This window comes from Rothia sp. HMSC066H02, from assembly GCF_001814995.1.
Classification (GTDB): domain Bacteria; phylum Actinomycetota; class Actinomycetes; order Actinomycetales; family Micrococcaceae; genus Rothia; species Rothia mucilaginosa.
In genome coordinates, this window is record NZ_KV818672.1 from 102,731 (window position 1) to 128,814 (window position 26,084).

Consider the following 26,084-nt stretch of genomic DNA (forward strand, 5'->3'; position numbering starts at 1 on the left):
GGTTTTATTGTGAGCGTTGTGTCTCGTTCTGTAGCCGGGTCTGTTGTGGCCGATTCTGTGCGTATCCCAGGGCGTTACCGCACCCCTATTCCGCGTACCCTGCTGGTGGTGGCGGTGCTTGTGGTGGCGGCGGTCGCCTCCCTGGTGTTTGGTAGTTATCAGATGAGCCCTGATCAGGTGTTTCGCCTGATTTTTCAGGGTGAGGGCACGGAGATTGAGCGGCAGCTGGTGTTGAATCAGCGCCTGCCGCGTATGCTTGCCGCCGTGGTGGTGGGTGCAGCTTTGGGCTTGTCGGGCGCTATTTTTCAGTCGGTTTCCCGTAATGCTCTGGGTTCGCCGGACATTATCGGTTTCACGGTGGGTTCGGCGACCGGTGCCCTGTCTGTGGTGCTGATTGGGTCGTTGAGTTCTACCGGCGTGGGTATGGGCATGGGCGCTATTATTGGTGGTTTTGCGACGGCGGCTGTGGTGATGCTTCTGGCGGGTGCGCGCGGTGGCGCGACAATGGGTCAGAAGATGGTGCTGATTGGTATTGCGGTGAGTGCGATGCTCAGTTCCGTAAACGATTACCTGATTACGCGCGGTGATTTGGAGAAGGCGGAGGCGGCGAAGACCTGGCAACACGGTTCGCTGAATGCGCTGTCGTGGAACCAGATGTCGGTGCAGGCAGTGCTGCTGCTGGTGGCTATTCCTCTGGTTCTGTTGTTGACGCGCCGCCTGCGCGTCTTGGAGCTCGGCGACGATTTGGCGGCGGGTTTGGGTCTGCCGGTGAAGAGGACCGTGAACCTGCTGGTGGCGGCCGCCGTACTTCTGGTGGCTGTAGCGATTTCTGTTGCGGGCCCGATCGGTTTTTTGGCGCTGGTTGCCCCGCAGATTGCGCGCCGCCTGTGGAACACTCCGGGTATGGCGATGAGGCATTCGGCGCTGCTGGGTTCGGTGATTTTGGTGCTGGCTGATTTTGTGTCGGCTCGTGCGTTGGCGCCGTTCCAGATTCCGGTGGGTCTGGTGACGGGTGCGTTGGGTGGCGTGTATATGCTGTGGTTGCTGTACCGTCAGCGCTAGTTGCGCCGTCTTACTCCGTATGAGTGACCGGGTGTTCCCAGCTGTGGGGGCACCCGGTTTTCTGTGTTTCACGGAGTTCACTGGGGTTCGCTAGGTTTCACGGGCGGTTTCACCGGGTTTCACGGGTGGTTTCAGAATTTTTCAGAATTTTCCCAGTTTTACCCCGGGGTAGATTAAAAACTGCTTATCGTGTCAGGGGTCGCTCATAGAGTGTAGGTGTTGGAAGGGACGATCCTTCCGACCGGGCACGCCGTCTCCTGCGGTGTTGCCGCTAGGTTGATTCAGCATCTATGGAAGGAACGGTCATGGAAAACACCATTCACGAGAGCCAGTACGCAAACGCAGAGATTTCCTGCACCGCCGATGAGCAGCTGTGCCGTGATGCAGAGTTCAACCTGCTGATGCAGGCGGGCACCATCGTCCGTATGGAGCGTTTCAACGTGGAGGAGCTCCGCGGCGTTCTGGAGCAGCTGGTGGCTGACGGTTCGTGCTTCCGCACCGCGCCGGCCTCTTCGACCATGGGCCGCGTGATGCGTCACCTGACTCAGGGTGCTTCCGGTTACGAGGTGAACCTGGCTGAGCTGCGTGCAGCGGCACAGAACGCTCTGCTGTTCGTGTTCCCCCTGGAAAAGGACCTGGAGATGTGCCTGCGCTTTGAGCGTGTGCAGGGTACCGGCCTGGCGCTAACTCGCCTGGGCGTGAGCCCGGTCAATGGTGACCTGTGGACTCAGCACTGGGCGATGCGCGCGCTGGAGTGCACCGGCGGCGTGTTTGCGGTGGAGTCCGCTCCGGGTGCCTGCAATTTTGAGCTGCGCCGCGAGATGTTCTACGCGATGCTGTCGCTGGTTGAGCTGTCGACTTTGGGTCTGTCGGCTGAGCCGGAGGACTTCTACATGTTTGCCGATTCGGAGGCTGTGTGTAAGAAGTTCAAGCGTGAGCGTCGTGATTGCCGCCGCGCAATGCGTGCCCAGTACGACCGTGCCGCATAAGGTATATCGTGTATGCCTTATGCGGCATACGCGCATATCAGAGCCATTTGTTCTTCTTGAAGAACCAGTAGAGAAGCAGGCATGAACCCACCATGAGTAGCAGCGCGGCGGGGTAGCCGAACTCCCACTTGAGCTCGGGCATGACCTCAAAGTTCATGCCGTACACGGAGCCAACGATGGTGGGCACCATGAGCAGCGCCGCGTAGGCGGAGATTTTCTTGGTGTCGTCGTTCTGCTGCTGACCGAGCAGGGTGTCGTGTACGCGCAGGGCGTTTTCGAGGGAGCTGCGAAGGTCTTCGAGGCGTTCTTTTGTTTGGGTTACGTGGTCGAGCACGTTGCGGAATTGCCGGGCAAGCTCGACCGCTTCTTCGTTCTTTTCTTCGTCGGATACGCCCGGGTAGGGTGAGGGGTCGAGCGCGCCGGTGCGCATCCCTTCGATGATGCGGCCGATCATGGATTCGAGGGGTCGGCAGGCACGCTGGAAGTCGATGACCTGGTTGAGCAGTTCGTAGATGCGCTGTGCGAGGGAGTTGGCGTCTCGTCGCTCGCTGTGGGAGAAGAGGATGTCTTCGATTTCGTCGCTGTCGTTTTCGAGGCCATCGAGCACGGGTGCGTACCCGTCGACGGTGCTGTCGAGGATGCGGTGCAGCAGTCGGGCGGGGGATGCATCGGGGGTGGCGTAGAGCAGGTTGAACTGGTCGTTGATGCGCTGGTTGCTGCGTTGTTCGTCGCGGACGAGTGCGAGGGTGTAGCGGGGGCCGGTGAAGAGGTGCAGTTCGCTCAGGCGCACTTCTTCTTCTTTGTCGAGGTAGATGGCGGGGCGGATGACGGTGAAGAGGGAGTCGCCGTATCGTTCTAGTTTGGCGCGCTGGTGGCCTCGTCCGGCGTCTTCGATGGCGAGTTCGTGCAGGTTGAAGGTTTCTTGCAGGGCGTGTAGTTCGTGGATATCGGGGTTGGCGTATCCGAGGGCTACGGCGGTGTTGGGCTGCTGGTAGGCGTTGAGGGTTTCTTCTTCGGGTGCGCCTATGCGGATGCGGTCGCCGCTGGGGTAGATGGCTCCGGTAATGTAGGTCATCGTTGTCCTCCTCTGTACGCTGTGGCGCCACGTGTGCGGGGCGCTCTTTCCAGCATACGGCACACGCCCCGCCCGGTCACATGCGCAGGCTCTGTGGTGTTGGGGCTGGGGTGTTGGGGTGAGTCTTGGGTTTTCTTTTTAAGATATCTGGGGGTTGTAGAGTTTCAACCTTCCCTTGAGAACTAATAAAGTCTAAACTTCTAGTTAATAAGACTGTGATTGTCTTAGAACCAACCACTATTTTCTTTTGAGGAGTCAACGATGCTGTTGAAACCGTTTGTGAAGGGGGCGGCGTGTACTTTTGCCGCTGCCTCTCTCTTGTTGTCTGCGGTGGCGCCTGCTTCTGCGGCGCAATTACACCCTAAGACTTTTTCTCCTTTTCCAGGTGATGAACTGGAAGTCACCTGCATTAATGAGTCTGAGTACAATACCCCGGGTGATTATCAGGATAAGGTGATTGCTTGGGCGGAGTGCACTGGGCTTATTACTCACGGTCGCCGTCTTTATCTTCAGAAGAATAAGAATGCTCCCCAGCCTGCGATGACTCGTGGGCAGCTTCTTGAGTTTCTGTACCATGTGAAGGGCAGGCCCGTGGTTAAGGATCTTCCTGCTACGTCGCCGTACAGTGATATCTCGGTCAATGACCCGCACTACCCTATTGCTATCTGGGCTACTCGTGAAGGCATCAGCAGCGGATGGGGAGACGGAAAGTTCCATTACGACGCCACCGCGTACATTGATACTGCGCTCATTTTCCTTTATCGAATGCACGGTAAGCCGACGGTCAACCTTACCCCCATCCCCGAAGAATACGCACATTGCGTTAAAGAAAATAGCGACATGCACAAGGCACGTAGCTGGTATGGTTCACCAAACATGAGCTGTGGGTATATCGATAATGATGAAGTTACTTTTTCAGATATTCTATATACCCTCTACAGATTGGATTTGATGGGAATCTTATAGAATATTTTGGGGCTCTATATCAATAATGATATTGATATAGAGCCCCAAATGTTTATTTAAAATTCCACAGAATTAGATTCATAAATACCGCGACTGTAATTAGAATTTTTGTCAAAATATTTCCGGTTTTTCTTGGATTCTTCTTCAATGTCATGCATTCCATACCGCATGACAAAGTTATTAATTGTGACATCCATATACCCTGCACGCCACGGGCCAAAGTGAAATTTCCATGGGTAATTATCTGGATGCTTCTTACGATGCTCATCATAGACATCACCACCAGCTACCACAATATCCCTACAATTTTGCTCAAAGTAGAAGCCCCACCGTGCAGCACGTACATCTTTCTCCGCTTTTACAGCACCATCACCTACCTTATGAGGATTATCGGAACGTGGAGCGATGAACTTACATTCATGCGACCAATTGCTAATGTACCAATTGGCTGCTTGATTATTTTGAGCTTGACCATGAACTGTATCGAAGTAGCTGGACGATTCGCCAATGCAACCATCAAAGATATTACGCTCAAAATCACTTACCCAGCCATGACCCCCATTTTCTTGAGCAGTGCATCCGATAAACATATTACGGCTTGCCGCAACATACCAGCCTGCACCAGCCTTACCTGCATATGCGTAATGTGGCTTCCCCTCCTGGCGCGACTGATACAGCGATTCTCCAGACGAATACCGGTGGTTATACCAACTCGTTGACTGTGAAAACTTACACTGCGAAGCGTAGACCTCAATGCCGGCATAATTCCTGCCACACTTGTTGGCATCGGATACATCCAACATACTGAACTTATTATCAGCTGCACCGATACCATCCACATTAATTGCCTTATGACCAATAGGTTTACCCACAAGGAATCCCTGCCTCCATGTCATACGCACGCGAATGTCATGGACCTTCATCGCACGGTCATGGAGACCCAAAATAGCAACTCCCATATCTGTATCCCAGATTTCAAGGTTCTCTAGTGTTGCAACTGCTTCAGGCTCAGGCCGATAGTTTTTATTTGCATAGTACGTATGCAAAATAACTCCCGCCACACCCTTCATAATGGGAGTGTGCCGAGCCCGACTATAAGGGTCATCCCGATTTAGACGGACATTATCAGCATTCGTACGAATAACTAAATCACGAACCCCAAAACGCATAGGGGCCTCAGAGAACCACTGATTGGCCCCCTTATCACCTGGCTTTGGCTTTTCCGGTCCAGCAACAAGGTAAGATCCAACGTGGAAAACACCAACACACTCCGCTTCGTCTTCGTCCTTCTGCACTAGGCCACCGCCAGGATGAGCAATAATCTGTGTGGCCTTACCATGCCCAAAGATTTCAACCCGGTCAAGTAGCTGAATAAAAGGAGCACTGACCCTGTACTTTCCAGCAGGAATTTCTAGAGCTCCACCTCCAGCTGAAGCCAAAGTCCTTACTGCATCATTAATGGCCTGAGTACAATCTTGAGACCCATCAGCTTTCACCTGCGGATTACTCAGGAGATTAATGTAGTTTTTCGTGTGATTTTGCGGAGTAATTCCACCTTGAACTTCATCAGCATGCGCATCAGCATATACCATTGCTGAGGCAAACGGAACTGACAATGCGGCGCCAGCAATCATTGAGCGGCGCGATAATGCAGACATCGCTGTCTCCAATCGTGTTGAGTGAGAATATTAAATGCATCCAGCACATAAGTATTTTATGACGCATTAGCACTTAAATCCTGTATACCGATGCGGTATATCTTGGATGATTTAATCTTATCACTCACGCGAAATAAATTTTATCCATATTTATGGTTTTTGGATTTATTCATTTAAAGATAAACCTCATATTAGATAATTATTTAACCCTGACTCCAGAAAAGTCTACTCATTACTATAAGCATTTATCAACGTCAGAATGACACTAATTCAAAATAGTGCCCTAAATAAGACAGTATGTTACAAATTATCGTAGCTAAAAGGGCCCCCGATGAGGCATTCAAAGCCTCGCCAGGGGTCCTTCTCGTCAGTTTTTAGTCTTCGTTGATGAGGTCGCGAACCACAATGGTCTGGTCGCGGTCCGGGCCCACACCAATCGCGGAGATACGGCAGCCGGAAATCTCTTCCAGCTTCAGCACGTACTTGCGGGCGTTCTCGGGCAGCTCATCCAGGCTCTTCGCATCCGAAATGTTCTCGGTCCAGCCGTCGTAGTACTCGAAAATCGGCTTAGCGTGGTGGAACTCGGTCTGAGTCATCGGCATCTCGTCGTGGCGCACACCGTCAACGTCGTAAGCCACGCAGACCGGGATCTTATCCAGGCCGGTCAGCACGTCCAGCTTGGTGATGAACAGGTCGGTGAAACCGTTGATGCGCACAGCCTGACGCGCCAGCACGGCGTCGTACCAGCCGCAACGACGCGGGCGGCCAGTGTTCACGCCGAACTCGCCACCGGTGGTGCGCAGGAACTCGCCCATCTCATCGAACAGCTCGGTCGGGAAGGGGCCAGCACCCACGCGGGTGGTGTACGCCTTCTGAATACCGATCACGCGGGAGATGCGGGTCGGGCCCACACCCGAACCGACGCACGCGCCGCCGGAGGTCGGGTTGGAGGAGGTCACGAACGGGTAGGTGCCGTGGTCAACGTCCAGGAAGGTTGCCTGGCCGCCCTCCATCAGCAGGGTCTTACCCTCGTCCAGTGCCTTGTTCAGCAGCTGGGTGGTGTCCACAATCATCGGCTTCAGACGCTCAGCGTAAGACATGAAGTACTCGACGATCTCGTCAACCTCAACGTGGCGGCGGTTGTAGACCTTCACCAGCAGTTCGTTCTTCTGACGCAGTGCGCCTTCAACCTTCTGACGCAGGATCGACTCGTCCAGGATGTCCTGAACACGCACGCCGAGGCGGCCAACCTTATCCATGTAGGCGGGGCCGATACCGCGGCCGGTGGTGCCGATAGCGCGCTTACCGAGGAAACGCTCGGTCACCTTGTCCATGGTCTGGTGGTAGGGTGCGACCAGGTGTGCGTTAGCGGAAATCTTCAGGCGGGAGGTGTCAGCACCGCGGGCTTCAAGGCCGTCAATCTCAGCGAAAAGAGCCTCGGGGTTAACAACCACGCCGTTACCAATCACGGGGACGGCGTTATCACTCAGAATACCCGCGGGCAGCAGCTTCAGCTCAAACTTCTGGCCGTTCACCACCACAGTGTGACCGGCGTTGTTACCGCCGTTGGGCTTGACCACGTAGTCTACGCGGGGGCCGAGCAGGTCGGTTGCCTTACCCTTACCCTCATCGCCCCACTGGGCGCCCACAATCACGACAGCTGACATTTTGTGCTCCTTGAAAGCCTTGAAGATACGCACCGGATTTCACGGCGCGGCGGCGACCTACTGCCTCATGAACCGGGTAGGCACACCTCTTCTAATGATACCGTGCCCGCCCCTTTAAGTCCCGTGTGACAAGTCGGTAGGCGTGCCGGATCCGGTGCCGGTGAGCCTCACCGGGCGCGGCAACGCCCCCATCCGATATTCGGACGGGGGCGCTACCGGTATGAGCTGATGAAGACTACTTGATGATCTCGATGAAAGTCATCGGGTAGGTGTACTGCTCACCGCGATTTGCAGCCATAGCAGCCAGGCTGTGGAAGATAACCATCAGGATAGCCACAACCATCGGGACAACCCACAGGATGATGCCCAGGATGCCGAAGGTCAGAATAATCAGCAGCCAGGAAGCCATGCTGACGAGCCACAGGGAGAAGTTGAAGTTGAACGCGCGGCGTGCCGATTCCTTAGTGAAACCGTAGCCGGGCTTGTCCTTGTAGATGAACCACATGACCAGCGGCGCGAGAATACTTGCGGATGCGAAGGACAGCAGAGACAGAATTGCAGAAGCCAGGTGCGCGAGCATCGCCATGTTCTGGTCGTCCTTGGAAGAGACTACGTAACCGTTGGGCTGCTGACCCGGCGCCTGCGAGTAGGAGGGTGCCTGCTGGGAGTACTGGTTGTACTGTTCAGGGTTCGGGTTCTGGGACATCTTTCTTTTCCTTAATCTATTGATAAGTGGATACAGCTAATCATTGAGGTGCGGCGGCGGGCTAACTCGCCGTTCTCGGAGGGTGCCCGCCTCGCTCTGCTCGGTCGCAACGCTCGTGATGGTTTCACCCTATCAAGGCAAAGTAAATGGAATATTAACCCTCGCCGGACAATAGACGAAGAAACCCGAATATGACAAGAAAGGACGCTCTGCCCCTCCACGCGGTGTTACGTACGTGGAGGGGCAGGGCGTTATACAGTTCGGGGCTGTGTGGTTTGGTCGCTAGCCCTGTTTCTCTTCATCGGCGAGCGCAGGATGCGCGGCGCGCTTCTGTAGTGCGGAGGCCTCGCGCGGTACTACAGCCTCGTGTAGCTTTGCGCGTTCCTGATTTTTCAAAAACTCGTACACCGAGAAAGAGTCCTCTTCTTTCTTCGTGTATCCGTTGATGCCCGTGTAGTCGTCCGGCAGGCGGTTGTACACCAGGTAGTACCAGAACTCGGCATGTGTCGTCTTTGTTTTCTGGATGAGTTCCCTCAGCCGGTTCTTATGCTTCACCGCCTGAACAATACCCACAATCCACAGGATCGGCACCACTAAAAATGAGCCCAGACCGATAATGATGAAGAAGAACAGCATCGACATGCCGGCACTACTATCGAACATGCTCACCAAAGGAACCAGCACAAACGGGTTCAGTATCAGTAGGACAATAAGCACGGTCTTCCAGAATGTGCGCTGACTCTCGATCTCTTCAATGTTGGAGCCAGCCAACGGATTATTGATGGGAACGTAGCCTACCGGCTGGATCATTGCCGCCCGCGAGGTGGGGTTCTCCTCATTCTTGACCGGGTTCAGGTGGGCGGCGCACGCCTGCATGGGTGCGGACTCATCCTGGGAGCGGTCGAGCAGGCGCATTTCGATGAGTTTTGAGTCGGGGGTGCCGAAGAGCGGGTCGGGGATGACCGGCAGGATAGCGCCCGGGCTCAAACCGAGGGATTCCAGCCGAACATATTCACCGTAGGCGTGCATCGTTTGAGTCTGCGTTGCCTGAGTCTGCATTGCTTGCGCCCGCTCACGGGCAGAGAGCACAGGCTGGGCGGACCCAGCGGACCCAGCGGACTGAGTGGGCTGGGCGGAGGCGAGCGCTACCGGGTGGTTTTCTACTTCGTTTTCGTGAGTATCTTCTGAGGTGTCTTCCGGTTCGTTGCTACCGTCGGAGTCTTCGCTGTCGGAGGCTTCGTGCAACTCAGCGCCTTCTTGTTCTGAGGTCTGCTGGTCCATGAGTAGCGCCATGTATTCCGGGACGGACTGGTCGGTGTCCCAGAGGGGCTGGTACGCCTCGTCCTTCTTTGCAGCTTCTTTCTTTTCAGTGGGTCGGTCTGCCATGGTCGTCTCCTTCGCTCACCAGACATACTCCTAGTGGCACCACCGTACCAGCGTGCGCTGGGCAGTCCCTTGAAACCTGCCTGATAAAAGCTGAGAAAGAGCCCCCGACAAGCGCCAACACGCACGTGTTAACACTGCCGGGGGTTCAGCACCACTGGAGCCCAGGGACCCACGGGAAGTCGACTACGATGCATCCGCTGAGTTTGGAACAGGGCTTGAGGTAGGGCTCGGGGCACTCGGCGGCTGAGGGGCTGGCGCCACCGAAGACATCGAAGACGCCGCACCCAGGATCCACTGCATCTCCTCGGCGTTCATGGGCAAGCGGTCATACACCAGATAGAACCAGAACGACCCAAGCGGCATAGCCTCCCACTTCAGTGCCCGGTACTTTCGGCTAACTCGGACTAGCGCAAAAAACAGTGCCCCACCCCACAAGAACATGGGAAGACCCATCGTCAGCAGAGAAAGCATCAAGAAGTAGTAGAAGACATACCCACCGATCTGAGGGTCCCCTGTAACGGTAGCCAACAGAAGATAAGTCAGGGGATTAAACACCACACCCACGAAGAAGAGGGCAATGAGCTCAGTCCAGTCCTTCTTCCACAGGTCTGATCCGCGCACCTTGCCCGCAAGTGGGGTTGCTGAGATATACCCGATAGGTCGCGGAGTACCGACTACTTTCTCATCCATCCAGGCAGGAAAAGCGGTCGGCACCTGCCGGTGTGCAGATGCGCCAGCATCCGTGCCCATGGGGGACATGCGGCGCATCGTAGGGCCCGGGCGACCGTACAGCGGTCGGTTCAGCACCGGGTGCCCTGTCGCCGACGGGAAAAAGTTTGCAGCCTGCGCAGAGGGTGCGGGAGCAGAAACCGACAGAGCGGGCGCTGCAGAATCGGGCACAGCGGGACTGGGCGCTGTCAGGGCGGGTGTAACCGTATCGGCAGGCGCGGATGCAGAACGAACCTTCTGTATCGCCAGGACCTCCTTCACCGGCTCGGGAATCTCCCCGGTCGGCGCGGCAACCGGCGTTCCATGAAGCAGCAAAGCCGAGTAATCGGGGGCGGGCTGATCCGTATCCCACAGGGGCTGATACTTACCATCGCTCTTCTCGGTCGGGTTCTGCGGGTTTTTCGGTGCTTCGCTATGCTCCGCCACGGCAACCTCCTCCAATGCTTGTCTGCTGTTATGTGTCTGTTGTGTTGTCTACAATGTGTGTTCGATGCGCGGGGGCTCAATCCCGCAGCTGTTCTTTGAGCAAGTGGCTAATCTGCTTAAGCCTCGTCCGCTTCGGCAAGCCGCATAAGGCTCAGAATCCACGCCATGCACCAGATAATGCAGGGAATCCCCATGAGCCCTACGCTCACCTGATTCACCGTCACAAAGAGAGCTGCGACGAGTGGCCCCGCCCCGAACAGGCCCGTAATGGAGAGAATCCCCGCCGCAATATAGGGGTTCAGCACGGAAACGGCAAAGAACAGAAACCGCGCCTCCTTCTTCTGGAACGAAGTGGGCGGGGTACCAGCGTCAAGCACCGGCTGGTCAATGAGCTGATGAGGTGATTCGTCACGCCCCTGATGCGCCTCAGAATCCAGGCTCTCGGACGGGGTGCAGTCATACACCAACCGGAACGTGAACCTCTCCTCAGCTCCACGCCTCCAGATGGAGCTCACCATCACAGCAAGAAAATTGATGACAGCGCCCAGGGAGAAGAGGAACAGCACCAACGGAAGAATACCGACACTCAGCAACGAAAATCCTAGGGATGCCACAAAAAGATTTGTCAGGGTTTCTTCGCCCAGGATAGAACCACCCAGGAGATAGGCGAAAGGGTCCGCCACAATAGCCAACGCCAGATATGCCAACGCCTCCACCACACGTCTACCAGTGCCAGGCTTACGGTAAGGAACCGGCACGGGGCTGTATCCGACCAGCTCGCCGCCGTGTTCCTCCGGCAATTCTCCTTGGGGGAGAGTTCCCTGAACATCATCCGCGTGGATGCGCATCAGCTGCGGGTTGGGGCGACCGTAATGCACCTGCGGCGCCACCTTCAAAACACGCTGATGAGGGGAAACAGGTTGGTCGTCGATGGGCTGGTTGTTATCGGTGGTCATGATTCCTCCTCAGCAGTGTGATGCGGTGATACCGCGGGTGAACTAACAGTGGTCGGGGTGCACTCGTACACCAGCCGGAACTGAAAATCCTGCTGAATCTTGTGCTGTCTAACGAGCAGGCGCGTCGATTCGACAGCATCCCCAACAGCATTCAGAAACTTTCCTACGCAGAGGAGCAGCAACCAGATTTCTGCGACGAGGCCGACAAAGCCCACAAGCAAAATCAGCGGAGGGAAATAAAAGAGCGGAATCAAAAAAATGACAAGTATCATCGCCATTTCCTCGCCCACTCCCCTGAAACCCAGGCTGAAAAGTATCGGGCTCATCAGCACGATAAAGAAAGATGACCAGAACACCATCCGAAGCAGCGGCCCCAGGACATACCAGGTGAAGCCGCTCCAGTCGGTGAAGAGGCTCTTCATATCCAGGGTTTCGGGTGGTTTCTCCATGGGGGCGTAGCCTACCACCTCGCCAATCTGCCAGACCGATGAGCTGTACTCGGTGAGGATGCCCTGCACCTCTCCCCTATGGATGCGTTCTATCCGTGGGCCGGGGCGGCCGTAAATAACCTGGGGGGACATCAGCAGAACAGAATCCTCAGTGGAAATGCGTCGCTTGACCATGGTTCGACCCTCCCTATCCCAGCATTTTTGATAGATGTTCAATAGATGGTTTTACAGTAACAACCGAACCTGAAAAGAACCTGAACCCGAATGCAAATGAAAAACATGCAAAAGAAAAGGGTCGAACATGTCCACAATTTGATGCATTTAGAAGTAATAAACGCTTCACAAGCCATTTTGAGGTGTATCCTAGTTCACATCTAGTGTGTTCAAGTTCAGCTGGAACCCACCAGAACAACACCACAAGCCTCCCAGAAACACCCCGGGAGCCAAGCAAAGGAGCACCGTGACACACACCGCCTCCCCAAACCCCCGCGGCCGGTCGCATCGACGCCGAATCGGCAGCGGGCTACTCACCCTCAGCATGGCACTGAGCCCCCTCGCAGCCCTGGGCACCACCGCCCACGCCGCGGAAGACCCCGACGCCGTCAAGCAAGTACTCAGCGAAAGCATGAAGAACGCCAGCGGCACCGTCACCGCCTTCGTCCGCTTCAAGGGTAAGGGCGCCTTTGAACAGACCCAGCCCGCAGGCGTACGCGCCGGCGTGCAGGCACCCGTCAACACCAGCTCACAGGTGCAGGCAATCGCCTCCCAGGTGCAGAGCCAGGCACAGCAGGTCAGCAGCCAGTCCGGCGCGCAGGTCCTCTACACCACCCACAACGCAGTACGCGGCGTGGCAGTGCGCGGTGACGCCGAGTCCATCAAGGCACTCGCTAACCGCCCCGACGTAGAGAAGATCTCGCCTATCCTGCCCAAGTACCGCCAGAACGCGGGCGCCGCCATTGACGCAGGCTCCCTCGCCACCTGGACCGGCACCACCAACCCCGCCGGTGCAGGCGGATACACCGGCAAGGGCGTGAAGATCGCCGTCATCGACTCCGGCATCGACTACACCCATACCGACTTCGGCGGTAGCGGCAAGTTCGAAGACTACGAGAAGGCATCCAAGCTCACCGAGCTGCCCTCCGCAGACTCTGGGCTCATCAACCGCACCAAGGTTGCTGGCGGCTACGACCTCGTCGGTGACGCCTACGACGGTAGCAACACCGCAACCCCCGACGGCAACCCGCTCGACTGCACCACCGGCGGCCACGGTACCCACGTGGCGGGCACCGCAGCAGGCTACGGCGTGAACGCCGACGGCACCACCTTCACCGGCGACTACAGCAAGCTCACCGCAGAGCAGCTCAAGACTATGAAGATCGGCCCCGGCGTCGCCCCCGACGCTGAAATCTACGCCTTCCGCGTCTTCGGTTGCAGCGGCAGCACCAACGTCGTTATCGAGGCACTCGACCGTGCCCTCGACCCCAACGGTGACGGCGACTTCTCCGACCGCGTGAATGTGGTCAACATGTCCCTCGGCGGCGAATTCTCCCCGCAGGACGACCCCGAAGCCTACGCCGTTGACGCGCTCACCCGCGCCGGCGTGCTCTCCGTGATCTCCGCGGGTAACGCCAACGACTACAGCCTGCGCGGCGACACCTACTCCAACTCCGGTCACCCCGCCACCGCAGCCAGCGCAATCACCGTAGCTAACGCCTACGGCTCCACCCGCGCCGTTGATGCGGCAGAACTGACCGACCCCGCCACCGGCACCACCCGCAAGGTACGCGGCGACTACAGCGTCTCCTACCCCTGGGCACAGGCGGGCACCAAGGAATTCACCGGTGAACTCACCGCAATCTCCGAGAACAACCGTTACGCCTGCAACGCCCTCAGCGCCGACGAAGCGGCAGCTGTAAAGGGCAAGTGGGTGCTCATCGACTGGGCTAAAGATGACGGTGAGCTCGCCTGCGGCTCCAAGGTACGCTTCGACAACCTGGAGGCGGCAGGCGCCAAGGGCGTGCTGCTTGCAGGCAACGACGAAGAACCCGGCCTGGGTATTGCCGGTAACGATACTCTGCCCGGTTTCCGCCTGGCAGCATCCGCCGCTAAGGACCTGCGTGCACAGATCACCGCAGCAGAAGCGGCAGGTAAGCCCCTGACCGTGCGCCTCGGCAACGAGCTGAAGTCCTCCCTGCGCGTGGACACCGACAAGCTGGATCAGCTGAACCCCATGAGTGCCCGCGGCTTCCACGGCAGCTACGGCTACACCAAGCCCGACATTGCGGCACCCGGCTCGTACATCACCTCCGCGGCGGTGGCGACCGGTAGCAACTCCGTGACCTTCAGCGGCACCTCCATGGCGGCACCCTACGTGACCGGCTCCGCCGCCCTGGTCATGCAGAGCCACCCGACCTACACCCCCGCACAGGTCAAGTCCGCCCTCATGAACACCGCAACCCACGACGTGCGCACCGAATCCGGTGCCGCATACGCGGTGGACCGTGTGGGCGCCGGACGAGTCGACACCCTCGCTGCCGTGCAGTCGAAGTCCCTCGTCTACAACGCTGACAAGAGCGGTACCGTGTCCCTGAGCTTTGGTGTGCTCGAGTACGCACCGGATGCTGGCGTTCAGACCCTCACCCGCGAGGTGACGGTCGAGAACACCGACTCTGTGGCACACACCTACGCCCTGTCCTACGCTGAAAGCACTAATATTCCCGGCGTGGAATACTCCTTCCCCTCCGCGGTCACCCTCGCACCCGGTGAAACTAAGAAGTTCGAAGTCACCGTGCGCATCGACCCGTCCAAGCTGGAGAAGACCCGCGACGCAGCAATGGACACCACCCAGAACGCAACTGACTACTACACCGGCAACGAAACCGTTCCCGAACAGTACCGTCAGTACATTGCCAGCGCATCCGGCCGACTCGTCCTCACCGAAGACGGCACCAAGGCACTGCGTCTGCCCGTTCACGTGGCACCCAAGCCCGTGAGCACCATGCACGCTACCGAAGACACCGTCACCTTCACCCAGAAGCCCTCCAGCGACGAGGCTCAGAAGGCAGACACCGGCTGGACCAAGTCCCAGATCTCGCTGCGCGGCACCGAGGTCAACCAGGGCGGCTACCGCTCCCTGCTTGGCGCGTTCGAGTACGGTGCGAGCGTGGACCGTGTGGCTCCCACCTCCCTGTCGCTGAACAGCAACGTTAAGGCGAACCTGCAGTACGTCGGTGCTTCCTCGGATGCGCCCGCGCTGAAGGCAGCCGGCGGCAACGCTGATGACGGCACCCTGCGCTTCGGTATCTCCACCTGGGCGAACTGGGATGTTGTCTCCTACGAGAACACCTTCACCGTAGAAATCGACACTGACGGCAACAACCGCGCCGACTACAAGCTGGTCACCGACCGCGCTAAGGGCCTGGACTACCCGCTGGTTCGCCTCTACGGCTACAAGAACGGCAACCTCGTCGAGCTCGGCTACTACCCGCTCAACGGTGCCTGGGGTGATGTGGACACCAACATGATGGACACCAACACCCTCATCATGAGTGCACCCCTCAAGGACCTGGGCCTGACCAGCGCAAACAACCCGGACATCCAGTACCGAGTCAGCGCAACCACCCAGTACGAGTGGGGTAACGTCAGCGAAACCGGCTGGATCAAGTACCGCCCCTTCAGCCCCAAGCTGTGGTTCAGCGGCGACTCCTCCGCCGTGGCTGGCCTCCACCCGGATGCCTCCACCACCACCCTGACGGCGCACCGCTCCGCTGACGCAATCCCCGCGCTCGGCGAATCCGGTACCCCCGCCAAGGCACTGCTGCTGCACCTGCACAACGGCACCGGTGATCTCTCCGGCACCAACGGCGCCAAGGGCAACCGCGCCGAGGTGCTGAACATCAAGGAGCAGCAGACCGAGTACATTACTCCGTCCCGCTTTAGCGATGTGAAGCGCGGCGACCAGTTCTACACCGAGATCTCTTGGTTGGCTCAGCGCGGCATCACCACCGGCTACCCGGACGGCACCTACCGCCCGCTGGAGTCCGTGGAACGTGGCGCAATGGCGGCGTTCTTCTACCGCATGCAGGGTTCCCCGCAGTTCACTGCCCCCTCCACTCCGAGCTTCAAGGATGTGCCCACCACGCACCCCTTCTACAAGGAGATTGAGTGGATGAAGGCTCAGGGCATCACCACCGGCTACTCGGACGGCACGTTCCGCCCCTCCGCACCGGTGAACCGTGACGCCATGGCTGCGTTCTTCTACCGTGCAGCGGGTTCCCCGCACGTGGATCTGCCCGCAACCAGCCACTTCAGCGATGTTTCCACCGATAACCAGTTCTACCGTGAAATCACGTGGCTGGCTTCGAAGGGCATCAGCACCGGCTGGCCGGACGGCACCTACCGCCCGGTGACCCCCATTGCCCGCGACGCAATGGCGGCGTTCATCTACCGCTACACCGAGAAGGTTGCTAACCAGGCCGGCCGCTAGACGGTAGCTAACCGGTAGCTAACGGTTCGGGTCCCCTCCCACCTCCTGCATGGGGTGGGAGGGGTACCCAGAACCGACAGGCTCCGGGGCCTGAAGAGCCCGGAACCTCTCAAGTTTTGGTGGCGGTTTCACCGGCGGACGCACTCACTCGTCGTCTGCCGGTGGGGCCGCCTCCACACATCACCGATACACAACCACAGAGCACACAGCACCATCGAAAAATAGAAAATCCGAAGGAGGATTCCATGACAACGCCTCATGCGCCACGCCGCAGAATGAAGGCTGTCGGTGCGACCGGTTTGAGTGCAGCTCTTGCCCTTACTCTCGGCGTTCCCGCCACTTTCTCTGCAGCTCACGCTCAGAGCCCCCAGCAGGTCGAAGGAAGCACTGCGAGCGCATCCGGTGACGCTGCCTCGCGTATCAGCCCGGGCCTGCAGAAGGCTGAAGGCCAAATCACCGTGTATGTGCAGTTCAAGGGCAAGGGCGCGTATGAGCAGACCCAGTCCGCGGCTGTTCTGGCACGTAAGGAGGCGCCGGCGAACCGTCAGGCGCAGGTGCAGGCTATTGCAGCTCAGGTGCAGTCGCAGGCTCAGTCTGTGGCGGCTGCTTCTGGCGCGAAGCTGATGTACACCACGCATAATGCGATGCGTGGTGCAGCGATTACTGGTGATGCTGCGCAGATTCGTGCGTTAGCGGAGCGCCCGGATGTGGAGCGTATTTCGCCGATTATCGCGAAGGAGCGTATGAACTCCGGTAGCGAGATTGATACGAAGACTCTTGCCACGTGGACTCGTGAGAATACGGGGTACACGGGTAAGGGCGTGAAGATTGCGGTTGTTGACTCTGGTGTTGACTATACGCACGCTGATTTTGGTGGCCCCGGTACGGTGGATTCGTACCTGAAGGCTAAGGCGATGACGGAGCTTCCGTCCGCTGATTCGGGTCTGATTGATCGTAATAAGTTCATTGGCGGCATTGACTTGGTCGGTGATGACTACAACGCGTCGGTGGCTGAGAAGTCGACTCCGCAGCCGGATAATAACCCGTTGGATTGCCGCCCGGATGGTTTCGGTTCTGGCGGTCACGGTACCCACGTGGCGGGTACTGCCGCCGGTTATGGTGTGACGGCGAACGGTACGACTTACCGTGGCGATTACAAGAACCTGACGGAGGAGCAGCTGAAGGGCATGTCTATTGGCCCCGGTACTGCTCCTGAGGCTCAGATTTTGGCGATTCGTGTGTTCGGTTGCTACGGCAATTCGAGTGTTGTGATGAAGGCGCTCGATACCGTGATGGACCCGAATGGTGACGGTGATTTCTCTGACCGCGCCGACATTGTGAACCTGTCGCTCGGTGGCGAGTTCGCCCCGGCTGACGACCCTGAGTCGTACATGATTAATACTATGGCGCGCCAGGGTGTGTTCACTGTGGCTGCTGCCGGTAACGCCAATAACTACAACGGTGTGGGTGACACCTACTCCGATTCGGGTAGCCCGGCGAATGCTGCTGCGGCGCTGTCGGTGGCGAACGCCTACGGCTCCACTCAGCCGATTGACCGTGCCCGCGTGACCACGAAGACTGGTTTGGAGTGGTTGCAGGGTGATTATTCGGTGAACTTCGATTATTCGAAGGCGTCCGCTGATCAGTTGCGCGGCGAGGTTGTTGCCGCACCGAAGCGTAACCGTTACGCTTGCGAGGCCTTCACCGCTGATGAGGCGAAGGCTTTGAAGGGTAAGTGGGTTTACTTCGAGTGGGATCAGGATGATTTGACGTTCCCGTGCGGTTCGAAGGTGCGTTTCGATAATGTTCAGGCTGCCGGCGGTGTTGGCGTGGTCATGGCCGGTAAGGCTGAGCGCTACACGATCGGCATTGGTGGTAATACGACCATTCCGGGTCTGCGTCTGACTGCTTCTTCGACGAAGGACCTGGAGAAGGCTCTGGCTGCCGGTCCGGTGACCGTCGAGATGAACCTGGACTACAAGGCTTCGGGCCGCGGTCCTCACTCGCACGCTTTTGATTTGAATTCCTCGAGCGCTCGCGGTCAGCACGGCTCCGATGGCTTCATTAAGCCTGACCTTGCGGCACCGGGTACTGAGATTGTGTCTGCCGCTGTGGGCACGGGTAATAGGGGTGTTTCCTTCACCGGTACCTCCATGGCAACCCCGCACGTGACCGGTATCGCCGCCCTCGTGATGCAGGCGCATCAGGATTACAACCCGCAGATGATTAAGGCTGCGCTGATGAACGGCGCGTCCACCCCGATCAAGAATGAGCAGGGTGCGCAGTACGCGGTGGATCGTGTGGGTACGGGCATGGTGAATGCTCGCGCTGCCGTGGACGCGAAGGTCATTGCGTACGATGCGAAGACCCCCGAGCGTGTTTCGACCGCGTTTGGTGTGCTGGAGTACACCCCCGATTCGGGTATTCAGACTGTTCAGCGTGAAATCGTTCTGGACAACACCGATTCGCAGGCTCACACCTACACTCTGAACTACGAGGCAAGCACGACCATCCCGGGTGTGGAGTACTCCTACCCGCAGCAGGTGAGCGTGGGTGCCGGTGAGCGTAAGAACGTGACCGTGACCGTGCGTATTGACCCGTCCAAGCTGGAGAAGACCATGGACCCGGCGATGAGCGCCGACCAGGTTGCTCAGGATTGGACGACCGGTAAGACTCTGGCTGCTGGTAAGCGCCAGTACATTGCGAGCGCTTCTGGTCGCCTGATTTTCTCTGAGAATGGTCGCGAGGCGATCCGCCAGTCGATTCACGTGGCGCCGAAGCCTGTCTCGAAGATGCGTGTTGATGCCTCCCGTATTGATTACAAGGGCATTGCCGATAAGGAGTCCACGGTGACTCTGCGCGGTACGACCCTGAACCAGGGCGGTTACCGTTCGCTGTTGGGTGCGTTTGAGCTGGGTGCGGTCAGTGACCGTATTCCGACCGGTCAGCTGAAGCTGCCGTCGAACCAGTCTGTTGACCTGCAGTATGTGGGTGCCGCCTCGGACGCTCCGGCGTTGAAGGCTGCCGGCAAGAACCCGAACGATGGTTCTCTGTTCTTCGGTATTTCGACCTGGGGCACCTGGGACACTATGCACTGGGGCCGTCAGGTACAGGTTCAGATTGATACGAACAACGACTCCGCCGCAGATTACGTTCTGGAGGTGACCCGCGAGAAGGGTCTGGACTACCCGCTGGTGAAGGTCTGGTCCATCTCCGGTAACGCATCCACCGTGGTGGCTCGCTACCCGCTGAACAACGCCTGGGGCGACACCGACACCAACATCATGGACACCAACACCATGATTCTGGGTGTGCCGCTGAAGGACCTGGGTCTGACCGCTGAGAAGGCTCAGAGCATCAAGTACACGGTGCAGACTGACACCTGGTACAACGAGGGTAACTCCTACGTGGACACTACCTCGGCTATCGAGTACTCCCCCTTCAACCCCGGTGTGTGGTTCACCGGTGAGGAGTCGGGCGTGCCCGGCCTGTTCGTGGACCGTGACGGCGGTCAGCTGACCGTTCACCGCAAGAACAACAACAAGGAGCGTCAGGCTCTGTTCCTGCACATGCACAACGCGACCGGTGACCTGAGCGGCCGTAAGACCGCTAACGGTGTTGCCGCTGGCGACCGTGCACAGGTCGTGAAGGTGGCTCGTACCATCCACGATGCACGCTTCACCGACGTTCCGGCGGATAACCAGTTCTACCGTGAAATCACGTGGATTGCTGCCCGTCAGATTGACCGCGGCTACCAGGACGGCACCTTCCGCCCGCTGAACAACATGGACCGCGCAACCATGGCTGCGTACTTCTACCGTATGAGCGGCTCGCCGCAGTACACCGCACCGTCCACCCCGAGCTTCTCGGATGTTCCGCTCAACCACCCCTACTACAAGGAGATTGAGTGGATGAAGGCTCAGGGCATCACCACCGGCTGGCCCGATGGCACCTACCGCCCCGAGGGTTCGGTGAACCGTGACGCGATGGCTGCGTTCTTCTACCGTTACGCGGGTTCGCCCGAGTACACTGCCCCCGCGCAGGCTCGTTTCACGGACGTTCCGACCGACAAGCAGTTCTACCGCGAGATCTCGTGGCTGGCTGAGCAGGGCGTGACCACCGGCTGGCCCGATGGTTCGTTCCGCCCCGTGGAGCCGGTGCACCGCGACGCTATGGCGGCGTTCGTGTACCGCTACAGCACGGGTGTGCTGAAGGAAAGCCCTGAAATCTAAAAACCTGAATTCTAGGGTTCCGGAATCTAAGAACCTATAGGTTCTACCGAGGGAGCCGTACCGTTGCAGTTTATCTGCGGCGGTGCGGCTCCCTTTTTTCTGTGGTCGGGTGCTTTCTATTTACGCGTAATGTTCCGTAATACGAGTCTGACTAGGTTATATAAAGAATCGTTGAGACAATAAGTGAAGGTTTCTTCACCATCGGCATGAACCTTGACGTTCACGCCGCATGGACACACTGGAGGCGCACTGGAAACACAGTGCAGACGCACCGTAGCACTCTCGGTGCAGAACCCTTGCCGTACAGCTCTCCGAGTAGAACTCTCGGCGTAGAAACCGCTAAGAAACACACCATAACTAAAAGAATCAAGGAGCATTCAGTGGCAACCTTCCCTGAAGCTACCCCCGCGCGAGCCGCCCGGCACACACAGCCGGGCCGCCTCAAGCAGCTGGCACGCGGCTGCGGCGCACTCGCCCTGGGGCTCACCCTCGGGCTGACCGCTCTACCGTTCGGTACCGTCGCCTACGCGGCACCGGGCGTAGTACGCGGCGCAGACCGGGACGCACCCCACCAGAACACCGGCACCGGCGAGAACAACAACGAAGTTCTCTCCCCCAGCCTGGACGGCGCCACCGGCGAACGCGCCGTGTTCGTCCGATTCAAGGGTCAGGGCGCGTACGCCCAGACCCAGCCGGACGCGGTCCGCTCCCGCGCGCAGGCACCCGTCAACGCGCAAGCACAGGTGCAGGCAATCCGCGCCAGCGTGCAGCAGCAGGGCGCCTCCGCGGCGAAGGAATCCGGTGCGCAGGTCCTATACACCACCCACAACACGATGCGCGGCGTGGCGCTCTACGGTAACGTCGAGCAGATTCGTGCGCTCGCGAACCGCGACGATGTGGAACGCATCAGCATCATTGAGGACATGGCACCGCAGAACAGCGGCACCCTCATTGATACGGACACGCTCTCCGTGTGGGCGAAGAGTCCGGCGAACCCCGCCTCCACCGGCTACACCGGCAAGGGCGTGAAGATTGTCGTGCTCGATACCGGTATCGACTACACGCACGCCGATTTGGGTGGCCCCGGCACGCAGGAAGCCTTCGAGAAGGCGAAGGCATCCGACACGATTCCCGAGGGCTCCTACGATCCGAAGAAGTTCCTCGGCGGCTACGACCTGGTCGGTGACGACTACAACTCCGGTAAGAAGGAAACCTCCACTCCCCACCCGGATAACAACCCGCTCGACTGCGGCGGCCACGGTAGTCACGTAGCGGGCACCGCGGCAGGTTACGGCGTGAACGCGGACGGCAGCACCTTCCACGGCGACTACTCCAAGCTCACTGAAGAGCAGCTCAAGGACATGAAGATCGGCCCCGGCTCCGCGCCGGACGCCCAGCTGATTGGCCTGCGCATTTTCGGTTGTAAGGGCACCACCGCGTTCGTCCCCAAGGGCCTGGACCGTGTGCTCGACCCCAATGACGACGGTGACTTCTCCGACCGCGCCGACATCGCGAACCTGTCGCTCGGCAACGAGTTCGGCGTGTTCGATGAGACCGTGAACTACGCGGTCGGTTCCCTCTACCGTGAGGGCATCCTCTCCGTGGTCGCGGCGGGTAACGCCAACAACTACAACGCCGTGGGCGACACCTACTCCAACTCGGGCGGCCCCGGCACCAGCGCCTACGGCCTGACCGTGGCGAACTCCATCGGCTCGACCCAGCTGGTGGACCGCGTGAAGATTCTCGCCCCCGCAAACGAGGCGGACACCTACGGCGACTACTCGGTGAACTTCGACTACTCGAAGGCGACCGAGGAGCAGCTGCGCGGCACCGTGGTGCGTGCCGCCTCCCGCAACCGCTACGCCTGCGAGGCATTCACCGAAGAGGAAGCCGCAGCGCTGAAGGGCAAGTGGGCCCTCATTGACTGGGCGGACGCTGACGGCACCGCACCCTGCGGTTCGAAGGTACGCTTCGACAACCTGCAGGCGGCTGGCGCGACCGGCGTGGTGCTCACCTCGAACACTGAGGTTGGTGACACCGCTATCGGCGGTAACTCCTCCATTCCGGGCGTGCGCCTGGCAAAGAGCCAGGTGGAGCGCCTTTCCGCGCAGATTGATTCGGGTGAGCTGACCCTGCAGCTCGGCGAGAACCTGCGCGACTCGATCCGCGTGCCCAACGGCAAGCTGGATCAGGCGAACACCTCCACCGCGCGCGGCATGCACGGTTCGCACGGCATCACCAAGCCGGACGTTGCGGCACCGGGCACGAACATTTCCTCCATCGAGGTTGGTAGCGGCACCGGTTCGAGCGTGAAGACCGGTACGTCCATGTCCACGCCGTTTGTTGCCGGTGTTGCGGCGCTGATCATGCAGGCGCACCCGGAGTACGGTCCGCGCATGATTAAGACCGCCATCATGAACACCGCCGACCACCACATGCAGGACGCCTGGGGCAACCCCTACGCGGTGGACCGCGTGGGTACCGGCCGCATCAACACGCGTGCGGCGGTAGCTGACCGCGTCATGCTGTTCAACGCGGCACGCCCCGAACAGGTTTCGGACACTTTCGGCGTGCTCGAGTACACCCCGAACGCCGGTGTGCAGACCCTGCAGCACCGCGTGAGCGTTGAGAACACCGACTCGGTGGCGCACACCTACACCCTGAACTATGAGGGAAGCACGAGCATCCCGGGTGTGGAGTTCTCCTACCCGCAGTCGGTGTCTGTAGGTGCCGGTCAGAAGGCAACGTTCACCGTGACGGTGCGCATTGACCCGTCGAAACTGGAGAAGACCCGCGACCCGTCCATGTACCCGAACCAGGATTCGGTGAACTACTCGACCGGTACGGTGACCATTTCGGGTGCCCGCCAGTACATTGCGAGCGCTTCGGGCCGCCTGATCCTGACCGATGCTGACTCCTCGGCTGCGGTGAAGACCCTGCGCATGCCCCTGCATGTGGCACCGAAGCCTGTCTCCGCGATGCGTGTGGCTGGCTCCGATATCGCCTTCGATGCGGAGGGTTCCGGCGCGACCGAGCAGACCCTGACCCTGCAGGGTACCGCGGTGGATCAGGGCGGTTACCGCTCCCTGCTGGGTGCTTTTGAGCTAGGTGCTTCGAGCCCGCGCATCCCGACCGCGAAGCTGGGTGTGGGTTCGGATTCCCGCATGGACCTGCAGTATGTGGGTGCCGCCTCGGATGTGGCGGCGTTGAAGGCTGCCGGTGCGGACACCTCCGAGGCGCGCCTGTCCTTCGGTATTTCCACCTGGGGTAACTGGCAGGAGGTGACCCCGCGCGGCACCTACTACGTCTTCATCGACACCGATAAGGACGGCACGACCGATTACCGCCTGCAGACGGTGCGCGAGAAGGGCCTGGACTACCCGCTGGTGAAGGTTTCTAAGCGTAGCAACGGCAAGTGGCAGGCCATTGAGAACGCCCTGTATCCGCTGAACGGCGCCTGGGGCGATACCGATACGAACATCATGGATTCGAACACCCTGGTGATGAGTGTTCCGCTGAGCGTTCTGGGCCTGGACCCCGAGGCTGAGTCGACCGAGATTTCGTACTCGGTGACCACCGCGAGCGCGTTCTCCGCCACGACCGTGGTGGATACGACCGAGTCGGTGTCGTTCAACTACGCCACCCCGGCGCTGTGGTTCAGCGGCGATTCGGCGGGCGTTCCGAACCTGTTCGTGGACGCACCGGGCATGAACCTGGTGGCGCACCGCAGCGGTGAGGCGAAGGGCTCTGCCCTGTTCCTGCACATGCACAATGCGACCGGCGACCTGTCGGGCGTGAACGGTGCGGCCGGTGAGCGTGCGCAGGTTCTGCGCGTGTCGTCGTCTTCCGAGGCTCCCGCCGAGAGTGCGCATTTCAAGGATGTTCCGGCGGATTACCCGTTCGTGAACGACATTAACTGGCTGGCTCAGCGTCGCATTACGACCGGCTACCCGGATGGCACGTTCCGCCCGAACGGTTCGGTGGAGCGCGGCGCGATGGCGGCGTTCTTCTACCGCATGGCGGGTTCGCCGCAGTTCACCGCGCCGAGCACCCCGAGCTTCAAGGATGTGCCGCGCGACCACCCGTTCTACAAGGAGATTGAGTGGATGCGCGCCCGCGGCATTACGACCGGCTGGTCTGACGGTACGTTCCGCCCGAATGATGCGGTGAATCGTGATGCTATGGCGGCGTTCTTCTACCGTTTTGCGGGTTCGCCGGCATATTCGGCTCCTGCGGTGTCGCCGTTTAGCGACGTGTCGACCGGCAGCCAGTTCTACCGCGAGATTGCGTGGTTGGCCGATCAGCGGATTACGACGGGTTGGCCGGATGGTTCGTTCCGCCCGGTTCAGCCGATTGAGCGTGGCGCGATGGCGGCGTTCCTGCACCGCTACAACGTGCGCGTGCTGAATAACCGCTAGTCGGATGCGGATGTGAGGGCCGTGTCGGGGTGGAGTTTTCTGCCCCGGCACGGCCTTTTCTGTGGGCTGTTATGTCTGCGGCGTAGACTTAACTTATGCGTGAATTACAGGTTCAGAACGGCGAGGATGAGACACTGTCAGCTACCCGGGATGCCCTCAACCAGGAGGAGCTTCTGAACGCGGCGGCGGACTTCATTGACCGCTATGAGAGCGTCTTTGAAAATCTAAGCCACTGATATTCCTTCGAAAGAAATACCCCGGTAAACACCACAAGTCCTTAAAACCCACATAAACCCAAGTAATTTTTATGAAAATATTTCATAAAAACCACAGAAAAGCACAAAATCAAACATGTTTCAATGTAGTGCAATATGTGATATTTTCAACAGTATTTATCCTGGATTAATCCACTCCAAATCTGCTAATCTATGAAACACAACACACCGTTAATTTTTCGATTTATTATTAGGAGGAAATTATGTCTAATATTTTTTCCAATCTTCGTTGGGGCGTTGATACTCATGGCAAAAAATAAAGAAGCCCTCTACGACGAGCTTGTTGACATACAGAACAAGATTGATCACCACCCAATGATTTCTGGGCCTCACGCCGAAGCTAGTAGCCTTGTTGAAATCATGAAAGAACAGGGTTATTCACATGAAGAGATTGAAAAATCCCTCAAAGACCAAGGACTTCCAAGTATTGTCGATATTGGCAAAAATACTATTAGCGGGATGTTTAGCCTTTGGTGGCTTAACTATAAAAAAAATAATATAGAGGCGTCAATCGAAAAAATCTCCCGCAAGGAAGATCGTCGAAAAAATTAATACACCTAAAATGATTTAATACTATTAGGGATGTAATTTATTTTTTGACGCC

General features: G+C 58.4%; 16 protein-coding genes. 8 read left to right on the forward strand and 8 right to left on the reverse strand.

What is annotated here, in order from left to right:
• The first annotated feature begins 9 nt into the window (after window positions 1-9).
• Window positions 10-1,062 (forward strand): FecCD family ABC transporter permease, encoded by a 1,053-nt coding sequence (locus HMPREF2999_RS02525; protein WP_070675309.1) that lies wholly within the window; start codon window positions 10-12, stop codon window positions 1,060-1,062.
• 305 nt (window positions 1,063-1,367) lie between these two features.
• Window positions 1,368-2,051, forward strand: a complete 684-nt coding sequence (locus HMPREF2999_RS02530) for an integrase (protein WP_070675306.1) — start codon at window positions 1,368-1,370, stop codon at window positions 2,049-2,051.
• A 37-nt stretch (window positions 2,052-2,088) separates the two neighbouring features.
• On the opposite strand, the gene HMPREF2999_RS02535 is transcribed toward HMPREF2999_RS02530, so the two are convergent.
• Complete coding sequence (locus HMPREF2999_RS02535) at window positions 2,089-3,126, reverse strand: magnesium and cobalt transport protein CorA (RefSeq protein WP_070675304.1); 1,038 nt, start codon at window positions 3,124-3,126, stop codon at window positions 2,089-2,091.
• Window positions 3,127-3,387: 261 nt separating this feature from the next.
• Here HMPREF2999_RS02535 and HMPREF2999_RS02540 point away from each other — a divergent pair, with 261 nt between their 5' ends.
• The gene (locus HMPREF2999_RS02540) at window positions 3,388-4,092 is read left to right on the forward strand and encodes an S-layer homology domain-containing protein (protein ID WP_070675301.1); all 705 of its coding nucleotides are present in this window, start codon (window positions 3,388-3,390) and stop codon (window positions 4,090-4,092) included.
• Between the two features lie 56 nt (window positions 4,093-4,148).
• On the opposite strand, the gene HMPREF2999_RS02545 is transcribed toward HMPREF2999_RS02540, so the two are convergent.
• From HMPREF2999_RS02545 to HMPREF2999_RS02575, 7 genes are all read right to left on the reverse strand, one after another.
• Window positions 4,149-5,750: a pectate lyase family protein gene (locus tag HMPREF2999_RS02545; RefSeq protein ID WP_070675297.1), complete on the reverse strand. Its 1,602-nt coding sequence runs from the start codon at window positions 5,748-5,750 to the stop codon at window positions 4,149-4,151.
• A gap of 374 nt (window positions 5,751-6,124) precedes the next feature.
• A complete protein-coding gene (locus tag HMPREF2999_RS02550; RefSeq protein ID WP_049338292.1) occupies window positions 6,125-7,417 on the reverse strand; it encodes an adenylosuccinate synthase in 1,293 nt (430 codons plus the stop codon).
• A gap of 235 nt (window positions 7,418-7,652) precedes the next feature.
• Window positions 7,653-8,123: a DUF4870 domain-containing protein gene (locus HMPREF2999_RS02555; protein WP_070675294.1), complete on the reverse strand. Its 471-nt coding sequence runs from the start codon at window positions 8,121-8,123 to the stop codon at window positions 7,653-7,655.
• Window positions 8,124-8,405: 282 nt separating this feature from the next.
• Entirely contained in the window at window positions 8,406-9,509 is a 1,104-nt protein-coding gene (locus HMPREF2999_RS02560; protein WP_070675291.1) for a pyruvate ferredoxin oxidoreductase, read from the reverse strand.
• A gap of 183 nt (window positions 9,510-9,692) precedes the next feature.
• A complete protein-coding gene (locus HMPREF2999_RS02565; RefSeq protein ID WP_070675288.1) occupies window positions 9,693-10,664 on the reverse strand; it encodes a hypothetical protein in 972 nt (323 codons plus the stop codon).
• A gap of 116 nt (window positions 10,665-10,780) precedes the next feature.
• Entirely contained in the window at window positions 10,781-11,620 is an 840-nt protein-coding gene (locus HMPREF2999_RS02570; protein ID WP_070675285.1) for a type VI secretion protein, read from the reverse strand.
• Window positions 11,617-12,243 carry a hypothetical protein gene (locus tag HMPREF2999_RS02575; RefSeq protein ID WP_070675282.1) on the reverse strand — a complete coding sequence of 209 codons (627 nt, stop codon included), beginning with the start codon at window positions 12,241-12,243 and terminating at the stop codon, window positions 11,617-11,619. Before HMPREF2999_RS02575 ends, HMPREF2999_RS02570 begins: the two co-directional genes overlap by 4 nt.
• A 364-nt stretch (window positions 12,244-12,607) precedes the next feature.
• Here HMPREF2999_RS02575 and HMPREF2999_RS02580 point away from each other — a divergent pair, with 364 nt between their 5' ends.
• From HMPREF2999_RS02580 to HMPREF2999_RS02595, 5 genes are all read left to right on the forward strand, one after another.
• Window positions 12,608-16,555: a S8 family serine peptidase gene (locus HMPREF2999_RS02580; RefSeq protein ID WP_371325956.1), complete on the forward strand. Its 3,948-nt coding sequence runs from the start codon at window positions 12,608-12,610 to the stop codon at window positions 16,553-16,555.
• A 245-nt stretch (window positions 16,556-16,800) separates the two neighbouring features.
• The gene (locus HMPREF2999_RS02585) at window positions 16,801-20,787 is read left to right on the forward strand and encodes a S8 family serine peptidase (RefSeq protein WP_070675275.1); all 3,987 of its coding nucleotides are present in this window, start codon (window positions 16,801-16,803) and stop codon (window positions 20,785-20,787) included.
• Window positions 20,788-21,167: 380 nt separating this feature from the next.
• A complete protein-coding gene (locus HMPREF2999_RS02590) occupies window positions 21,168-25,205 on the forward strand; it encodes a S8 family serine peptidase (protein WP_070675272.1) in 4,038 nt (1,345 codons plus the stop codon).
• Window positions 25,206-25,300: 95 nt separating this feature from the next.
• A complete protein-coding gene (locus HMPREF2999_RS09475) occupies window positions 25,301-25,441 on the forward strand; it encodes a hypothetical protein (RefSeq protein WP_168165992.1) in 141 nt (46 codons plus the stop codon).
• Between the two features lie 285 nt (window positions 25,442-25,726).
• A complete protein-coding gene (locus tag HMPREF2999_RS02595) occupies window positions 25,727-26,032 on the forward strand; it encodes a hypothetical protein (protein ID WP_005507293.1) in 306 nt (101 codons plus the stop codon).
• Window positions 26,033-26,084 lie beyond the last annotated feature (52 nt).